This is a genomic window from Variovorax gracilis (genome assembly GCF_030317115.1).
In the GTDB taxonomy this organism is placed as follows: domain Bacteria; phylum Pseudomonadota; class Gammaproteobacteria; order Burkholderiales; family Burkholderiaceae_C; genus Variovorax; species Variovorax gracilis.
Genome location: NZ_JASZYF010000019.1, coordinates 61,278 through 77,632, shown reverse-complemented (window position 1 = coordinate 77,632; position 16,355 = coordinate 61,278). Strand labels below are relative to the sequence as shown.

Below are 16,355 nucleotides of genomic sequence, written 5' to 3'. Positions count from 1 at the left end.
TCGCTCACTCCAGAGTTCGCCCATGGGGCTCCGGGCTCTCGACGGTCCACCCGTGGAGCACTTGCAGGCCGATCGGAACGAACGGCCCGATGGCGCGGGTCGCCACCGTCGCGATGCCATGGGCGTGCGCATATCGCGATCTGGGCGTACCCGATAGAACGGCACAAAGCAGTCAGATCGCAACCCCACGCCGTCATGCGTCGCGCTAAATTTGAAGTGAATATTCACTCACATCGGCGCAGAGAAACTTGATTCACGCCTTTCGCCCCACGAAGGCATCGACCGCCTTGGCGAGCCTCCGACGCTGCGATTCGTCCAGGGGCCGGTCGAAGGACAGGGTCGCCCTGCCCTTGCGATCGATCGTCAACACCGCGATGCGCCGGCCGTCGTCGTCCGTCCATTCCGTCGACGGCGTCTCGCCTTGTCGACCTGCCCTCCCTGCCCCCGTGAGCGTGGCAAAGACCTCGGCCGGGGTGGCAGCCGGCACCTTCGTGGCCATCTCGCGTGCGGCAGCCAGCAAGCCCTCCGGGTCGCGTTGATGGGCGTCCTTGAGGGCCGTCGCCCACCGGAACTGGAGGTTCAGAGGCGATCCGAACGCGTGTACGACCTCGCTGGGCAACTTGGCGAGGGCCATGGCCTTGCCAATGTTGCCTAGGTCGCGATCGATGGCCGCGGCGAGTTGCTTGGCCGACGGGAAAAGTCCCTGCTCGAGCGCTCGCATGTACATCACGCCCTGCTCCCACGCCGACAGGTCCTCGCGCTCGCGGTTTTCCCGCTCCATCTCCACGAACAGGTCGACGTCCTTCATATCCGGTTCCACGACGGCCTGTACCGGGATGCCCAGTTCCAGACACGCCTGATGCCGACGATGGCCAAACACGACCTCGAACTGAGGCGCTCCTGAGGGCGCGCCCGCGATCGGCCGAACCTTGATCGGCTGAACATTGCCACCGGCGCCGGCAATGTCTTCCTTCAGTCGAGTGAACGCCTCGGTCTGGAAATGCGAGGCGTCGCGATTGGCCCACCTGGATGCGGTGATGAGTTTCGGATCGAGCTTGCGCATCGCCTGAGCACCGTCGAATTGGGCCAGCCGCTCGCGAAGATGCACCACCTCGCGATGGACCTCGGATTGCTCGGTCATGAACGCGAGCATGGAGCCCGGTCCTGTCTTGGGCGTTACGGGCGACCCGCCCGGCTCCACAGGTTCAGGCTGCGCCACTGGCGTTGAAACCGCCGGCTTCGGAGTGATCGGGCTTGCTTCTTGAGAATTCGCCGCGTCGTTGCGCTGCGCGCTCGGCAGGTTTGCGGTGACGCTGAACGCACGCTTCACCAAGTCCTTGTTCGCCATTGCATGTTCCTAATAGGTTCTTTTGAAAAGCGCTGACTGCGCTCTTTTTGAAGAGACAGACGGCTGACGCGCACCCGCCGGCGGCGTCGCGTCTTGCCATGCGGGCAGGGGGTTGTACCGTACAACCCCCGTCGTCGCACGCCGTCGATCCCGAAAAATTCCCACGTCAAGCCTCGATGCGTAGGGGGGTTGTACCGTACAACCCTCCCTGCGGCTGAGGGAGTTGCCTGGCCCACGCATTGCGGATCGACACCTCAATGTGCTGCACAAAGAGGTCGTACGCATCTCGCGCCCGCTTGTAGGTCTTGTCCTTGGCGTCGCCTGCTTCGCTGTCATAGACCGTGCCGAAGCCCGACGACTTCTGCGATGCGATCGAGGTGCGGGGAATCTCCAACGGCAGCACCTTCTCCTTGTACGTCGCACCGATCCATTCGCGCACGGCGTCGGCGGTCGTCGACGCACCGCGTCCGGCCTTGGGCGGCACCCGCGACAGCAGGATATTGATGAAGTCAAAGCTCTTGGTCTGCCCCCGGCCTTCCAGCATCGTCTCGGTCAGATCAGAGAACAAGGACCAGAACTGCGTGGAGGAGGCGAAGTCCAGCGTCTCCGGAGGCAACGGCATGATGATTCCGTTCGCCGCCATCAACGCGTTGATCGTCAGGTAAGACAGGGCAGGGGGGCTGTCGATGATGATCACGTCATAGTCCGTGCGTACATCGTCGATGCCCAGATCCAGGACCTTGTAGAACTCGAAACCCGAGATCCCCTCCTTGCCCTGACGGGAGGGAAGCATGAACTCCGCATCAAACAACGAACTCGCCGCAGGCACCAGGTCGAGGCCATCCCAATAGGTGGACCGGATCATGGGCCGGACCGTGGTGGAGGAGCCATCGGCCAGAGACATGATGGTGTCCTGGGCACCGATCTCGACATCCGGCAGGATGCCGAAGAGGGTCGTCAGCGAGGCCTGTGGATCGGTATCGATGACCAGCACCCGGTGTCCCAGCAACGTGAGACCCTGCGCCAGTGTCATGGCGGTCGTCGTCTTTGTGGTGCCGCCCTTGAAATTTGCGATCGAGATGGTGATCGCCTCGGCCCCTTCCGGCCTCAACATGTCCTTGCGGTAGTCCCGAACCCACTGGCGCGTCTCGGCCAAGGTGAAGATCCGCTTGCGTCCGTTGGACACGAGTGTGCCGGACGGCATATCCTTGCGACTCGCGACGCGGTGCGCGAACGAGCCACGCGACGACGCTTCGCAAAGGGTGGCCACCTGGTCCGCGCTGAACGACGGGGCCGCTTTTCGCACCATGGGCGCCAACATGGCCGAGCGGATGCTCGACAACATGGCTGCCGCATCCGCTGCCTGCTGGTGAACGCCGGCGAGGGTGATCTGAGGTCGAATTTCCATCATTGAACGAGTTTGTGATTGATGTCGAGATTGTGCGTGTTGGACGAGTTTTACGCAAACAATCGAAGTTTCGTCCAACTCTTGTGCTCTGTTTCCTGAAAAAGCTCCAGAAGAGCTCCAGCGGGTATTTTCTGAAGTCCAACTCCTTCAACTCCTTGAATACTTTACGTCCATTTTCTTCAATGAAATCAACAACTTAGCGATATTTCTGGAGTGTTTTCAGGCAGCAATGGAGCTTTTTCGGTGGGCCTCAGAGTGGATTCAGTGGCATGCGGAGCCGTTGCAGGCTGCAGGAGAAGGGGATACGGTAGACGCATAATCGCCCTCACTGAGGGATCGCGCCGGGTGTTTATGGCACTGTGAAGCCGCCGAAGTGGAGCTTTTTCAGTGATCTCCCATCCGTTGAATGCTCCTTGCGGGCACGCGGAAGTGGAGCTTTTTCAGTGAAGTTCACGTGGAATGCGCCGATGCGACAGGTGAATCGCGGTTTCACATGACCCGCCCGCTGCGCTACAGTCAGCCATGGTCACAGCCGCCCACCGAGATATGTCCACACCTGCCCGCGGCGCGGTGCCGTTGCTCAAGCCCGTGTTCTCCCTGGCCCTCGTGCCCCAGAACAACAAGATCACCGCCCTGGGACGGCGGACCTGGAACGTCCTGCTCCACATCGCGCAGAACCAGGGTCTGGAGCGCGAGACGTTTCGTGCTGCCCTGACGGACATCGTCAAGGGCCTCGATTACAACAGCGGCGACATGAAGATCATCAAGACGCACCTGCGCTCGATGATCACGACGCTCGTCGAGTGGCAATCGCCCACCGCAGGCGAATGGCAAACCTGGGATGTCTGCGGGATGCTTTCCCACGCCCGGCTCGTGAAAGAGCGGGGCCAAATCTGGGTGGAGTGGTCCTACGCGGTGAACATGCGTAACGAACTCCTCGATCCGGAGATCTTTGCCAAGCTGTCGCTCGAAGTCATCTCGCAACTGGGCTCGCATCCTGCGGTCGCACTCTACGAGATCTGTTCGCGCTACCTGGGTGTCGGCCAGACCGCGCGAAAAGCCTGGACCTGGTGGCGCCCCGTGCTCCTGGGCCGCCCGGACGACGAACGCCTGCAGCGTCTGGAGTACCGGATCTTCAAGAGAGACACCCTTCGACCTGCTCTGGCCGAAATCAACGCCCTGGCGGACATTGAAATCGAGATGCTCGAGTTCAAGTCGGGCCGGTTCGTGTCGGATCTCCAGTTCACGGTGCGCAAGAAGCCGCAGCGGGTTTTGGCTCTGCAGCAGCGCTCGGCGGCCGAGCCCGTGGACGTGGCCGTTCTGGCCAGCGCGGAGCGCCTGGGTATCGATCACACCCGCATCGAGCGGCTGATCGAGGAGTTTGGCGATTCGGCCGTCGCCACCGCGATCGAGGCCGTGGAAAAGCGCGCTGCCAGTGCGTTCCCGGAGCCCTTGCGAGATCCTTTGCGGTATCTCAAGAGCGTGCTACCCGGTCACGTGGCCGCGCACGAGGAATCGATCGAGAAGGCGGCACTGGCCCACGAACCCCAGGCGCCGCAAGTGGCGCCCAACGAGCGTCTGGCGCAATGGGAGAAGAAGTGGCTGGCGGAACGCATCGAAGTGCTCACGGCCGAATTGTCTGCGCTCCCAGTACAGCGCCAGGCGGATCTCATGCAGGGGCTGCGGGAGGATCTCGTCCGTCGAAATGCGCATCCCGCCGTCATCCAGCGACTGGTCGGAAAGGGATGGACGCACCCAATGGTGCGCCACGAGATGGTCAGCTACTACGCAGCCGGCGCGTATGGCCCGAACTGGAACCAGCCCACCGACGCGCAATTGCTGTTGGTGGCCGCAGCGCCCGGGGGGTGACCCGACGCCTTGCCGATGCAAACGATCGACATCTGCCGGCCGTGCTGGACGCCCGAGGTCTGCCTCCGACGGCTGAGCATCTTCAGAGCGCTCTGACACTGATTTGAAGGCCTTGTACCTCTGTGAAACCTCTGATGTGAGAACTTTTGGGATTTCGAGCCAGATTCATGTCACGAAACTCACACGACGGCGACTACTGCATAGGAGCCCATCGAGCCGGGAATGTAAAGTGCGGAAGAATTCACCGAGGAGCCGTCACACTTGGCCGCAATCTGCGACTAAGTGAGTAAGGGCATGTGCCCTTTTCGGAGAACGCTATGCCAGATCTCGATCGCTCAGGTTGGGTACCTCAAGCCCGGCTTCCGGGCGGGCGTGAAGGCGATGCAGCCCTCTTTGAACGCCTTCATGAGGCGATGGCGGCCTCCGTCACACCGTTGTTCCAGTCTCGCTTTCGCGCATTCAGTGCACGGGAGCTTGCGCGTTCGTTCGCCTCTCAGGCGGAGGCTCTGCGCAGGTTTCTCTTGGACAAGGTCGAGTCGGAAGATCACGACCCGGGACCCGACTTGCGATCCTTGCAAGCGGACTTGGAGCGTTCCTTGCAGGTCAGCTTGCCAGCCGATGAGGCAAAGGCGAGCGATGACGCCTTGGCGAGCGAAATGGCCAGGGAGTTCGCACGCGCAGCCTGGGCCACCATGGTCTCGGAGTTGCATCGGCGTCGAAGGCCAGACGCACGAGTCGCTCCGGCCGAGTTGCTTCCGGGAGATCTCTTGTTCGGGCAGACCCCGCTCGTCGAGGAAGTCTTGTCAGACGCCCGGCACTTTGAACTCCGCGCGGAGGAGTTGAATGTCGCCATGTTCAAGACGCTCAACGCGATGCTCGAGGCGGAGACGGACCGCGAGTGTCTCCGGTTGCCGCTCGGACTCAAGGTCGATCGCCCTGCGCTGGAGGTGCACCTTCGTGACGCGGTTGCCAGCTACCGGCGTGCAAGAGATGCCATCCAGGCGCGTGCCGCGAAACTGGACCGCGAGCACCCCTCGAAAGAGAGGCGCCGGGAGAACGCGCCTGCGTGAGACTAAAGCCGGAAGGTCATCGTCTCGACCGTTTGCTGCGAGCCCTGCGCAATCGGGAGGTAGTCGAACATCCCGCTGTCGTCGGCACCCAGAATGACCCGATCCATCACGATCTCATCGGGGTCGTTGGGCTGCGAATAGAAGCGCAGCACCGTGCACTGCTGCGGAAAGTCGAAGGCCTGCTGGTCCGCCCAACTGATGCCCGCCTTCGGCTTGGTGGAACTCAGCAACTCCTGGCTCAAGCTCCCACTCACGATCTGGCATTTGCCAGCGCCCAGCGGGCTGTGCTGAGCGTTGAGGGCGGTGTCTGGCAACTGACCCAGGGCAGGGAAGGCCAGGTGCGTGTGCCCCGCCAGCACGAGATGCGCGACCGGCGGCGCCACTTCGGCATGGAGGTCCCTGGCAAAGCGCCTTCGATTCGCCAGCGACTTGGACCAGGTCGGATTTCCCGGCGTGGCTGCATCTGCGATCGGATAGTGCATGGCCACAACGCGCAGGTGCTTGCCATTGGCGCCGCCCGGCTGGGTCCGGGCGTGGTCCAGCAGATCGCAAGCCGGGGTGTCGATGGGCGGAGGACGAGTCCAGTGCCAGTCGCGTGCGGCCAACCCAAGCGCGGCGGAGTTCCGCATGCGCTCATGGTCGACCGTGTTCACGACATACAGCTCGATCTGCGACGGGTGGCGGTTTTGCATCGTCGCCGGCACTTGGACAGTGAGCGGCTTCTCGGGCCAAACCGCGGGGAAGTGGTCTCTTCGCAGTAGATCCCGCTGCTTGTCCATGAGCACTTGGCCAGCGGCGAAGCCCGGAAAAGTGGCTGGCCAGCCATCGTGATTGCCATACACCCTCACCAGACTGCCCTTGGGGCCGGCCGCGGCGAGGAACTTGTCTGACCATTCCTTCCATTCGTCGAGGGAGGCAGCATCTCCGAAGGTCGTTCCATCGCCAGTGTCGACCAACCACGTCTGCTGTTCGCGCCACTCGCTGGCCAGCGACGCGACGAGGTTCTCGAAGTCCTTGAGCACAGCCCGTCGAGGGCCTGCCCAGCCCTGCTTATGGTCGGCCGGGAGGAAGGGCAGGGCGCGCCTGAGCATCCACCGGCTTCGCGCATACCCGTCCGTCACCAGGTGCATGTCCGTGTAGTGGATGATTTGCAGCAAGGGGTCCATGGCCGTCTCCTCTCAAAGCTGTCGTAGCAAGTCGATCGGGTCAAGCCCAAGCCGCCCTTTCAGGGCGCCGAGCAGCCGAGCTCGCAAACGATGTATGCGTTGACGCTCACTTTCATCCAAGGGGTGGTCGCGACCACCCAAGGCGACCTCCTCCATCAAGAGCCGATCGCGATCCGGGAGCTCCGCGAGCAAGACCATCAAGGCCCGTGCGGTTCGCGTCAGGTCAAGCGCTCCCCCGGCATCCCGGCCTTCCACTGCCGGCTCCTCGGCCGAATCGTGGTCTTGCTCTTCCGACGTCCCAAGTGCCTCGATCGGCAACTGGAGCGCCCATTTTCGGTAGTCCGAACGGAAGTGATCCATCACTTTATTCCGGAGCACCGCGAAGGCAAGCGATTGAAAGCGGCGGACGTCTTCGGCCGCCGGCTCCTCGTCCTTGAACCACGAAGCGGGCAGGGCGGCGGAGGGGCGCTGGCTCAGTTGCGCAGTCAGAGCGACAAGGGCCTCGTGAACGAGGTCGTCGTGGAGTCTCCCGACGGATGGAAACTGGCGCTTGAGGGAGGCCCGGGCCAGGCCGTCAAAGCGTGCGAGTTCGCGGCGCCACCAGGCGCCGTTGTGCGCTTCGGTCGGAGTTTCGCCGGCCATGCGCCCAGTATGACGGTCGCCGTCGTGGCTTCAAATCCCCCGCGGAAAGGAGGGCGCGCAATCGCGACAAAGTTCTCGACGCAGCAGCGGCCCCCTGCGCCGGCCCTACGGCAAAAAAGAGGGCCATCCGTGAGTGGTCCACGTGCGATGGCTCTATGCCCGCACGATGACAGGGCGGCCCTGCAGACTTGGCCTGAACACGCGCTCTCAGCTGGCATGGAAGTTCTTGCCGTCGACCGGGGTATGAGCTGCCTACGAAGTGGGCGACGCGCGCCAACGCAACCGGGTGGCGCAAACGCAAAGCGCATGGAGGACGGTCGCTCATTGCTGTGTCCCTGGCGGGCGGGGCGCTCACGCGGCAAATCGCTTGATGGCGGCGGTGACGACCCCGGAGATGATGAGTTGCTGGCCCTCCCAGAAGGTGATCTCGGGGACGGTCGGGTTCGCCGGCACGAGCTCGACCCGGTCCGCGCGCTGTGCAGCGTCTTCACGGTGAAATCGCCGTCGACCTGCGCGACGACGATGCAGCCATGTCGAGGTTTCAAGGCGCGATCGACCACCAGGATGTCGCCGTCATCGATGCCTGCCTCCTGCATCGATGGCCGCTGAACTGCCAGAAGAAGGTGGCCTGAAGACGCCTGGGAGGTCGTGTCGCTTGACCAGGAAGTCATCGGTCGAGACGGAAAACCGGCGGCGAGCTTGCCCTGTTCTCGGCCCTTCTGAGGGTTCAGGACAACGCCGCAGTGGTGCAGGCAGTCGAGTTCTTCACCGCTCCCGCTTGGCCAGGTTCGCTTCACACGGCCAGACGTCCGTGGAAGCTCAGCACCGGTACCACCGCGCGCTCGAGACCCTCTACCCGGGCGTGTTCTCCATCACGTTGTGTGCCCACAGCATGGATTCACACGGCGCCTTGCTTCCCGCCTTCCGAGATGGGCTTCCCTATGACCGGAATGTCCGAACGCGTGTGTGGAAGATCGAGGACAAAAAAACGGATGTCAACCTGGCGATGGCGATTTACCGTGAGCCGCCAGAGGACTCTTCGATCAGGTCGCGCTGTGCTCCAACGACAGCGATGCCGAGCCCGTGCTCGCCGCGCTGCGCGAGGACTTTCCGGCGATCCGCATCGGCGTCGTGACACCCGTGGCGCCGCCCGTGGCGGGCAATGGTGCTTCGCGCGGTTTCAGCACATCCTTGGCAGCACGCCCACTGGGTACGCCGCCACCTCCTCGATGAGGAACTGCAAGCGGCCTAGCTTCGCGACGTGATCCCGACCTCTCGCAAAGCGATCCGGAAGCCGGCGCATTGGGGTGCCTGTCGCCAAAATGGCGCGTCGACGTGAAGGCGGTCACGAAAGCTGCGATGGGCCGCCCCTCCGTTGCGTCGCTGTGGGGCAATAGGTCGACGAAGCTGTCACGCGCCGGATTTGTAGGAGAGCGTCCATTCATGACTGCCGGATGCCGCGCGAGGCACGTTGCTTGCGTCATCGCAAGCATCCAGGCCTCGAACGGACGTTCTTGCCCCATCCGAGGGCATCCGGTTGTCTCCTCCACCCTTTCTTGGTGGATTTCAATCCCCGGGACTTGCTCCTGGGGATTTTTTTGTGCGTCACGACAGGGGCGCCGAAACGACCTGTCAGTCGGCCGAGCAAGCGGCATGCTGTGCGAATGCGCAAGGCTCGCTCCACCCGACTGGATATCGCGCCGGCGGCGCGAACAACCAGAGACGCCAGCCTCGAAGTCGCGCATTCCTTCTTCGCGTCGACCTCTGCCGGCGCTCGACGATGAGACCTGGCCGGCGGTGACTCATAAGGTCTGGCGCGTCCATGGTCGTGCGTTCCCTAATGTCCGGCGCTGCCGTTCCTTGAGAAAATGCGCCCCATGACGTCAACCCCTCCCGACATCCAGAGCTTTCTTGGCAAACTCAAGCGCTCAACCACGAACCAATGGGTCGGCCAGTTGACGCCATCGCAAGCCAAGTCGCTCGTTCAGGCCGGGGCCACCGCCAGCCCGCAAGACCTCGCGTGGATCGAGCGGGGACTCCAGGCCGGCAGCCAGGATGCGCGCTGGCTTTACTTTTCCGCCAGCGCGGCTCTGCGCGAGTTGCTGCGCAGAAGGCCGTCTCCCGCGGCGTCCTCCGACGCCACCGCGGGCGCGGCATCAACGACAGCAGGCGCGGCGACGAGGTAAGTTCACTGTCGATGGCGCGGAATTCCCAGCGGCACCGGCGACCCTCCCACATGGCGAAAGATCGCCACAAGAATCTCGAACTTCCTCTCTCAGGGAACACAAAAACTGCGCCTGCGCCCGCTCGCCGTCAGGCCCGGACTGCGCGTGCGCGGACGTCCCGGAGACAGCTTCTGCTGTTCGACTATCAGACCTGGCTGACGATGACGGCAACAATAGCGCAAGCCGCGGCCGCAGCAGAAGCAAGCCGGACCGACCGCGGATAGTGCTGCGCCCGAGTCCACGCGTGCGCCACTGTCGTCAGCGACGCTTCATGTAAGCCGCGTACAGCGCGGGCTGGAGGTCGCGCAGCACCTTGCGTCGAGCAACGATGTCGGAGTGCCGGCCCTGCCGCTCCAGGCCGAGCAGTTCCACCATGAGTCGCGTCGCCTGCTCCGGGGCACTGTGCTGCGAGGCCTGCGCGAGCGCCAGTGCCTCACGAAGATCGGAGCGCTCGGTGAGCACCCACGCCGCAAACCAGCTCAAGTCGCCGGCCTCACCCCCGTCCGTGGAGGCCGCATCAAAGTTCGCCTCGAAGCTGCGCATCAACTGCGTCAAGAGCGGGTCTGCCGCGCGTTGCGCGACTTCCCCGAGCAGCGCAGGCGACAGCCATCCCAGCTCCGCGAGCAACGGCCAGCTCGGCCGCAGGCCGAGCAGCTTCAACCGGGCCTCGGCCATCCAGGCGAGCGGCACCGGTATCCGTCGCCACGATTCGATCGACTCGACCGCCTGAGCGGCGTTTTCCCAGTCGCCCGCGCGAAGCCACAGCGCCGCGGCATGGTCGTGCGGATACCGAGCGTCGAAAGCGAGCGTCCCGGCGCGCCGAGCAAGATCCTGCCATCTCGCAGCGACCCAGACCGCGGCAGCCGGCTCCCCGAAGGTGCGCTGCGCAGCGAAACGAATGATCTCTTGCAAGGTCTGCCGCGCCTCGCGCAGGGATTCGTGGTCGCGAAGCGCAACCTGTCGGTCGGCTTCGGTCGCCTCGATGTACCCGGCAAGAACGCGCAGCGCCGGCAAGGCTTCGTCGGCTGGGTATTCCTGCGCAAGACGTTCACACGCTTCCAGTGCGCCGTCCGCGTCGCGCCGCTCGAGCGCATGCGCAGCGTCGTTCCTCAGCATCACCTCGCGACTGTTTTCGAAAATGTCGAGTTGCATCCCATCACCCTGGAATCAAGGTGACGCCCATGGCCGGCGGAAGAAGGTGGAAAGGGCAACCCCACACGGTCCGATCGCGGGGGCCACCGGCGATCGCGTGGTCTATCGCATCGACGGCCGGCGCGGCATGCAGCTGCCTTCGGTCGTGGTGCTCGTATTTCCCTGCGCCGTCGCAGCGCGGGTGTTCGTCGCGTCCAATTGTTGGGGTCATGGGCGTTCGTCTCGGGTCTCCGATTCCATTGTGACGGGCAATGTCCGGCAAACCGGTTTCGACTTGGCGACTTGCGGCTCGTCGGACTCACCCAAGCTCGTTTTCGCCACGCGCTGAAAGAGGCAAGAGAAAAAGAGCGGGCAGGGGGCGGCTGGCTTGCTGCTCCTTCAAGATGCCGCGCCGTTCTTGCCGAGAAGTTCTGCCCGCCTGCGGTGCTTGCGGCCCGCCGCCGTCTTCGCCCCTGAACGCTTGCGCTGCGGCATGCCGGAAACGGACACGCGCAGCTCTGTGCTGTTCCCAGGAGAGCGACAAGACGTCCAAGTTGCCCGTCATCAGCGACGCGCCATTCGCGATGCTGGTGGCCAATGGCGCGAGGTTCCAAAGCGCGCACAACTGGTGAACTGGTGGGCGTCGCGTCGCCCCGGGATCGGTGCGCCGCGGTGACAACGGCGCCTTCGGCGAAAGCTTTCTCGCGCATGGTCGATCAGCCATGCATCGACCTCGGCCCATCGATTTTGATGGGTGCAGCGCCAGCGGGCGCGAAGCGTCCCGGTTTTCCGTCCCCTCGAAAAGCGCCTTGACGATCGGTGCACAGCGCGGTCGGGGCGTACTGGCGTACAGGGCCTGCTCGGCTCTTCGGGCCGGATGGGCTTGCCCGCAGCCGCCTCTTCTCGACGCCTGGCTCGCGCGCTCCGCCGTCCAGGGCAGGGGCTTCGCCACCGCTAGCGGTCCCTGGACTGCGTCACTTGCGCTCGCCTTCATGGCGCCGAGGCGGCTCCGAAAGCACATCCCATCCATCCCTCGCGGCATCCGCCGCAGAAAGGCCACGCCATGCACGCATCCCCTTGGACTTCATCGCGCGGCGCGCTCGGCGCCAAGGCTCAGGCGGGCGTTCCCCCCGCACCCCCCGAGGGCTCACCCAAAGCAGATCGACCGAAGCCAGAACTTCATTCTTGCAGGAGAGCGACATGCCACTGATCCGCGACCGGCTACCCGAGCCGCAGGCGTACTACGAGAGCCAGGACCTGGCGTTGCTCGGAAAGGGCACGTGGCGCACCACACGCTGCGCCTTTCACGGCGGCAGCGACAGCATGCGGGTGAACCTGCGAAACGGGGCCTTTGTCTGCATGGCCGGCTGCGGCGCCCGGGGCGGGGATGTCCTGGCGTACCACATGGCCGCGCAGGGCCTGGGCTTCGTGGAGGCGGCCAAGGACCTGGGCGCCTGGGAAGACGATCCGCAGCACGAGGCCACGCGTCGGCCGCGCCGCCCGTCGGGCCTGCCAGCGCGCGACGCGCTCGCGCTGCTGCGCGAGGACGCAATGGTGGTGGCCATTGCCGCAGGGAACCTGGCCCATGGCTACCCGCTGAGCGAGGCTGACTTTGAGCGACTGCGCGAAGGCGCCGCGCGCATCCAGCGCATTGCCGATGAAGTGGGCGTCGACGCCCGGTGGTGAGTGCCGGGGGTCATGAGCAAGAGTGGGCGAGGGGCCAGACGTTGGCCAATGGGCCTGCCCGCGGCAGTCAGGTCCGTTGTCCCGGACATCGGCTCGCTCGCCCTTGGATTTCGCACAAGCTTGCCATCTTCCGTGACAGGTGCTCGTCGCATTGCCGCTCGGCCATGTTCAAACGACAGTTCTCCAGCACGACGACCTGGCCGTGCTGCACGCAGACGGCGTCCACCCATTCCAACACCAGCCGTACATTCTGGCCAAGCAGTGCAGGCATGCGCATGGCCGCCGGCGCCAGGGAGTCATCCGGCGCCCGCCAACGTTCTTTCGATCGGCCCCCGATGTCCCGTCACCATGACGGCTGCAGGCTCCCGGACGTCCGCTAGGCGCAGACGCGACACATGCTGTCGCACGCGCCTCGAACATTGCGCTCATATCAGCAATCAGCAGGAGCGTCCATGGCAGTCCGCCGCGTCAATAAGAACCTTTGGAACCTTGAGGAAGCAGATCCGCTCGCCGTACCGAATGCGCGCGTGGCGCTGGCGCTGTTGATCTGCGTGCGGCGGTCCGGTACGGCCTTTCGCGAGGCCAACTGGGACGATCTCGGCGCGGCACTGGCACCGGTCGCGCAAAAGCATGCGCGCGCTTTCAAGACTGCACTGCAAGGTCACAGCCGTGACCAGATTGCCGCTGGCCGGGAGCCCTGTCTGCAACCGGACGCCGAGCAAGCGCTCAATCTGAACGAGCGCGTTCTTGCCGGGCTGGGCGAAGGTGTCTCACGCGATCTGCCACGATTCCGAATTCTGGCGGACAAGATGCTGAAGTCTCTGCAGAAGTTCGTGGCGGATCGCACGTACCACGGTGACCGCAACCTGGAGATGCTGACACGCCTGATCGGTTTGACGCCAGCGGAGGCGCGGCTGCTGCGGTTGGTCACAGCCTGCTCGCACAGCACCATCGACCGATCGCTGTTCGCCTTTGTCGACTCGGCATCGCGCATGACGCGTGCGCTGGAGGCGTTGTTGGATGTCAGTGTCAGCGCGCTGACCCGTGTGTTCGGACGCAACAGCTCGATCGCCCGCTGCGGGCTGCTGAATGCCACGAGTGCCAGCCGCGGTCGCATCGACCTGGACGATCTGCTGTGTCTGAGCGGCACCGGCGAACGTCTGATGAGCACGCCGTTCGACGATGAGAAAGCCATGGCGCGCTCCGTCCTGACGCCCATGCCAACCTCGACCGCCACACAGCTGGACTGGCCGCACCTGCACAGCCAGCGTGAGCTTCTGAAAGCGGCTCTCAGCGGCGCACTCGAGCGCCGTGAGCGCGGGATCAACATCCTGTTGTACGGGGCTCCTGGGACGGGCAAGACCGCGTTCGTGCGGGATTTGATCGACGAGTTGGGCGCCAGCGCTTTCTGCGTCGACGAGACCGATGAAGACGGCGGCGAGGCCACCCGCTCGGAGCGCCTTGCCAGCCTCCAGCTCAGCCAGAGCTTCGTCGGACAGGCCGGCCGTTCGGTCATCGTCCTCGACGAGGCAGAGGACATCTTCCAGAGCGACTACAACCACCCGCTGGCCGGTGTCTTCCAATCGAAAGGAGGGAGCAAAGCCTGGATCAACAACCTGCTTGAGAGCAACAGCGCGCCGGTCATCTGGATCAGCAACCGCATTTCGCAGCTCGATCCGGCCTACCTGCGCCGCTTCTCGTGCTGCCTGGAGTTTCCGGCCACACCGTACGCGTTGCGCCGCACTATTGCGCATCATCGCCTGGGCGCGCTGAACTGCAATGAAGCCACCATCGACTTCGCCTCGGCGATGCCGGCGGTCACGCCTGCGCACCTGGACGCAGCGGCCCGATTCGCAAACCTGGGCCAGCAGACGGGCATGGATGCCAATGCCGCCGTGCGCTTCGTTTTGGAGTCGCACCTCAAGGCCAGTGGCAAAGCCTCGCCAGCGGTCGTGCCATCGCGCAGCACTCGTTTCGACCTGCGGTACCTGAACGTTCACGGCAACGCGGCACCGGAAGCGGTCGTCCGCTCGCTGGAGCGCACGAGCGGAACGATCGGTGCAGGCACTGGCACCGCCTTGCTGTTCTCCGGTTCGCCCGGCACCGGCAAGACGCAGCTGGCCGCCGAAATCGCCACGCGGCTGGGACGGCGGCTGGTCGTGCGCACGGCCTCCGACATCAACTCCAAATGGTATGGCGAGTCCGAAGGCAACGTAGCGCGCATGTTCCGCGACTGCGATCCGTGCACCGAGCTGTTGTTCCTGGACGAAGCGGAGATCCTGCTCAGCGCGCGCGAACAAAGTGGACATCGCGCCGACCGCGCGGTCACGGCCGAGTTCCTGCGCTGGCTGGAGTTGTTCCAGGGCATCTTCGTCTGCGCGACCAACCACGCCAGCGACTTCGACGCGGCGCTGATGCGACGCTTCACCTTCCGTCTGGAGTTCCAGCCGTTGCACCACCAGCAGCGCGTGGAGCTGTACGCAGAGCTGGCGCATGGTTGGAGACCGGAGGTCGGCCAAGACGCATTGCCGGTCGACGACGCCATGCGGCGCCATCTGGAGGGCCTGGAGGGCCTGACACCGGGCGACTACGCGAATGCGGCGCGCCGCATTCGCACACTCGAGCTGCCGGCATCGGCCTGGCTCGAAGAGCTGCAGGCCGAGCACCGTGCCAAGTCGGACGGCGCAGGCCAGCGTATCGGCTTTCTTTGAGTCCCCCGATGTCATCCACCACCACACTGTCGAGCCAGCGGGGCCAATGAGTTCCTGCTTCCCCGATTCCGCCAGGTCTTCGGCTGGGCGCCGCCCGGCGTGGTGGAAAGCTCTTCGACTTGCTAGTGCTTGGCGGCGGCTACCGTTCAGGAGCACGCGACCTGTGTTTGCGATGCGCTGACGCGCCATGGCATTGGTCAGAAGTTCCCGAACTGGCGCAATTGCGCTGCCAACGGCCGCATGAACCCGACCGGCAAATAGATCGCCGCATTGCCCGCAAAAGTCTGGTACGGGAACGTCATTACACGGGCTCCTGTCTCCAGGTGCACATAGCGATTCAGCTGCGCAAACGGTTGGGGCGCATCGTCGGGACCTGGCACATGAACCATGCCGAGCTCCACACACAAGGCGTCGGCGATTGGTGCGCCCAAGGCCGAGGCGACAAATATGAGGCGAGGCATCGGCGTCAATCTGAGCGCCGTTTGGAGAGTGGAGCGAGCAACATCACGAAGTGCCGCTCTAACACCGGGACCTCGAAGGGTGCCGAATTGATCGCCCGTCGAATGAAAGGGCAGCAGATCCAAGTTGCCAATCGCATGCCCTTCTTGAGCCCAGTTCCAGCGAAGCCCCGCTGGAATTTCCGCCTCCCCGCCGGTGTAAACGAGGTGTGCAAGAAGGATTGCCCTTGACCACCAGTTGTTCTTCAATCCGAGTTGATGGAAGACGTGGAAAAAGTCTGAACCGAACTGCTGGTTGTTGGCTTGATTTGCCCGGAAAGCGGATTCGACGTTGTTAGCTCGCTCGTTCCACCCAGGGTTTGCAGACACGAACAAGAGCCCGTTGCCTGGCTGCCCAACTAGGGTAGTGAGCACATGGTCGCGAAACCTGTTTCGGTGATTCTCCCAATTCAAGCAAGCATTGATGTCGTCTACTACGGGTGCGATGACCTGTTCATCTTTCTGTTGAAAGTGCCAGTCCGCAAGCTGCGTGTTGACGTCGTTCCACCCCTGCAATGCATCAAGGCGCCTAACGTAGTCATTAAAGAACTGCTGTGTTGCTTCATTCATAGGGTCAGAACTCGGATCGAAAATGAAAATAA

Annotated in this window: 12 protein-coding genes and 1 pseudogene; 5 read left to right on the top strand and 8 right to left on the bottom strand. The window is 63.8% G+C overall.

The features are described 5' to 3' along the window. Nucleotides 1–253: 253 nt before the first annotated feature. Entirely contained in the window at nt 254–1,153 is a 900-nt protein-coding gene (locus QTH97_RS26350; RefSeq protein WP_286571473.1) for a ParB/RepB/Spo0J family partition protein, read from the bottom strand. A 361-nt stretch (nt 1,154–1,514) separates the two neighbouring features. Beyond that, nucleotides 1,515–2,759, bottom strand: coding sequence for an AAA family ATPase (locus QTH97_RS26345; RefSeq protein ID WP_286571472.1), 1,245 nt, complete (start codon nt 2,757–2,759; stop codon nt 1,515–1,517). A gap of 543 nt (nt 2,760–3,302) precedes the next feature. Between QTH97_RS26345 and QTH97_RS26340 the strand changes: the two genes are divergently transcribed. Both QTH97_RS26340 and QTH97_RS26335 read left to right on the top strand, forming a co-directional pair. After that, entirely contained in the window at nt 3,303–4,625 is a 1,323-nt protein-coding gene (locus QTH97_RS26340; protein ID WP_286571471.1) for a replication initiation protein, read from the top strand. 317 nt (nt 4,626–4,942) lie between these two features. Continuing rightward, nucleotides 4,943–5,695: a hypothetical protein gene (locus QTH97_RS26335; protein ID WP_286571470.1), complete on the top strand. Its 753-nt coding sequence runs from the start codon at nt 4,943–4,945 to the stop codon at nt 5,693–5,695. 2 nt (nt 5,696–5,697) lie between these two features. Here QTH97_RS26335 and QTH97_RS26330 read toward each other — a convergent pair whose 3' ends face one another. From QTH97_RS26330 to QTH97_RS26320, 3 genes and pseudogenes are all read right to left on the bottom strand, one after another. Beyond that, nucleotides 5,698–6,861: a hypothetical protein gene (locus QTH97_RS26330; protein WP_286571469.1), complete on the bottom strand. Its 1,164-nt coding sequence runs from the start codon at nt 6,859–6,861 to the stop codon at nt 5,698–5,700. A 12-nt stretch (nt 6,862–6,873) separates the two neighbouring features. Next, nucleotides 6,874–7,503, bottom strand: a complete 630-nt coding sequence (locus tag QTH97_RS26325) for an RNA polymerase sigma factor (protein WP_286571502.1) — start codon at nt 7,501–7,503, stop codon at nt 6,874–6,876. Nucleotides 7,504–8,036: 533 nt separating this feature from the next. Continuing rightward, nucleotides 8,037–8,174, bottom strand: a pseudogene (locus QTH97_RS26320) (hypothetical protein); the annotation flags it as partial. 1,206 nt (nt 8,175–9,380) lie between these two features. On the opposite strand from QTH97_RS26320, the gene QTH97_RS26315 reads away from it, so the two are divergent. After that, complete coding sequence (locus QTH97_RS26315; protein ID WP_286571468.1) at nt 9,381–9,689, top strand: hypothetical protein; 309 nt, start codon at nt 9,381–9,383, stop codon at nt 9,687–9,689. A gap of 297 nt (nt 9,690–9,986) precedes the next feature. On the opposite strand, the gene QTH97_RS26310 is transcribed toward QTH97_RS26315, so the two are convergent. Continuing rightward, nucleotides 9,987–10,880 carry a hypothetical protein gene (locus tag QTH97_RS26310; protein ID WP_286571467.1) on the bottom strand — a complete coding sequence of 298 codons (894 nt, stop codon included), beginning with the start codon at nt 10,878–10,880 and terminating at the stop codon, nt 9,987–9,989. A gap of 1,179 nt (nt 10,881–12,059) precedes the next feature. On the opposite strand from QTH97_RS26310, the gene QTH97_RS26305 reads away from it, so the two are divergent. After that, entirely contained in the window at nt 12,060–12,545 is a 486-nt protein-coding gene (locus QTH97_RS26305) for a CHC2 zinc finger domain-containing protein (RefSeq protein WP_286571466.1), read from the top strand. Nucleotides 12,546–12,612: 67 nt separating this feature from the next. Here QTH97_RS26305 and pgk read toward each other — a convergent pair whose 3' ends face one another. Continuing rightward, the gene (gene pgk, locus QTH97_RS37040) at nt 12,613–12,882 is read right to left on the bottom strand and encodes a phosphoglycerate kinase (RefSeq protein WP_353655654.1); all 270 of its coding nucleotides are present in this window, start codon (nt 12,880–12,882) and stop codon (nt 12,613–12,615) included. Between the two features lie 58 nt (nt 12,883–12,940). Here pgk and QTH97_RS26300 point away from each other — a divergent pair, with 58 nt between their 5' ends. Continuing rightward, complete coding sequence (locus QTH97_RS26300) at nt 12,941–15,256, top strand: AAA family ATPase (RefSeq protein WP_286571465.1); 2,316 nt, start codon at nt 12,941–12,943, stop codon at nt 15,254–15,256. A gap of 197 nt (nt 15,257–15,453) precedes the next feature. Here the strand turns inward: QTH97_RS26300 and QTH97_RS26295 are convergent, their stop codons facing one another. Next, nucleotides 15,454–16,323: a hypothetical protein gene (locus QTH97_RS26295; RefSeq protein WP_286571464.1), complete on the bottom strand. Its 870-nt coding sequence runs from the start codon at nt 16,321–16,323 to the stop codon at nt 15,454–15,456. Nucleotides 16,324–16,355 lie beyond the last annotated feature (32 nt).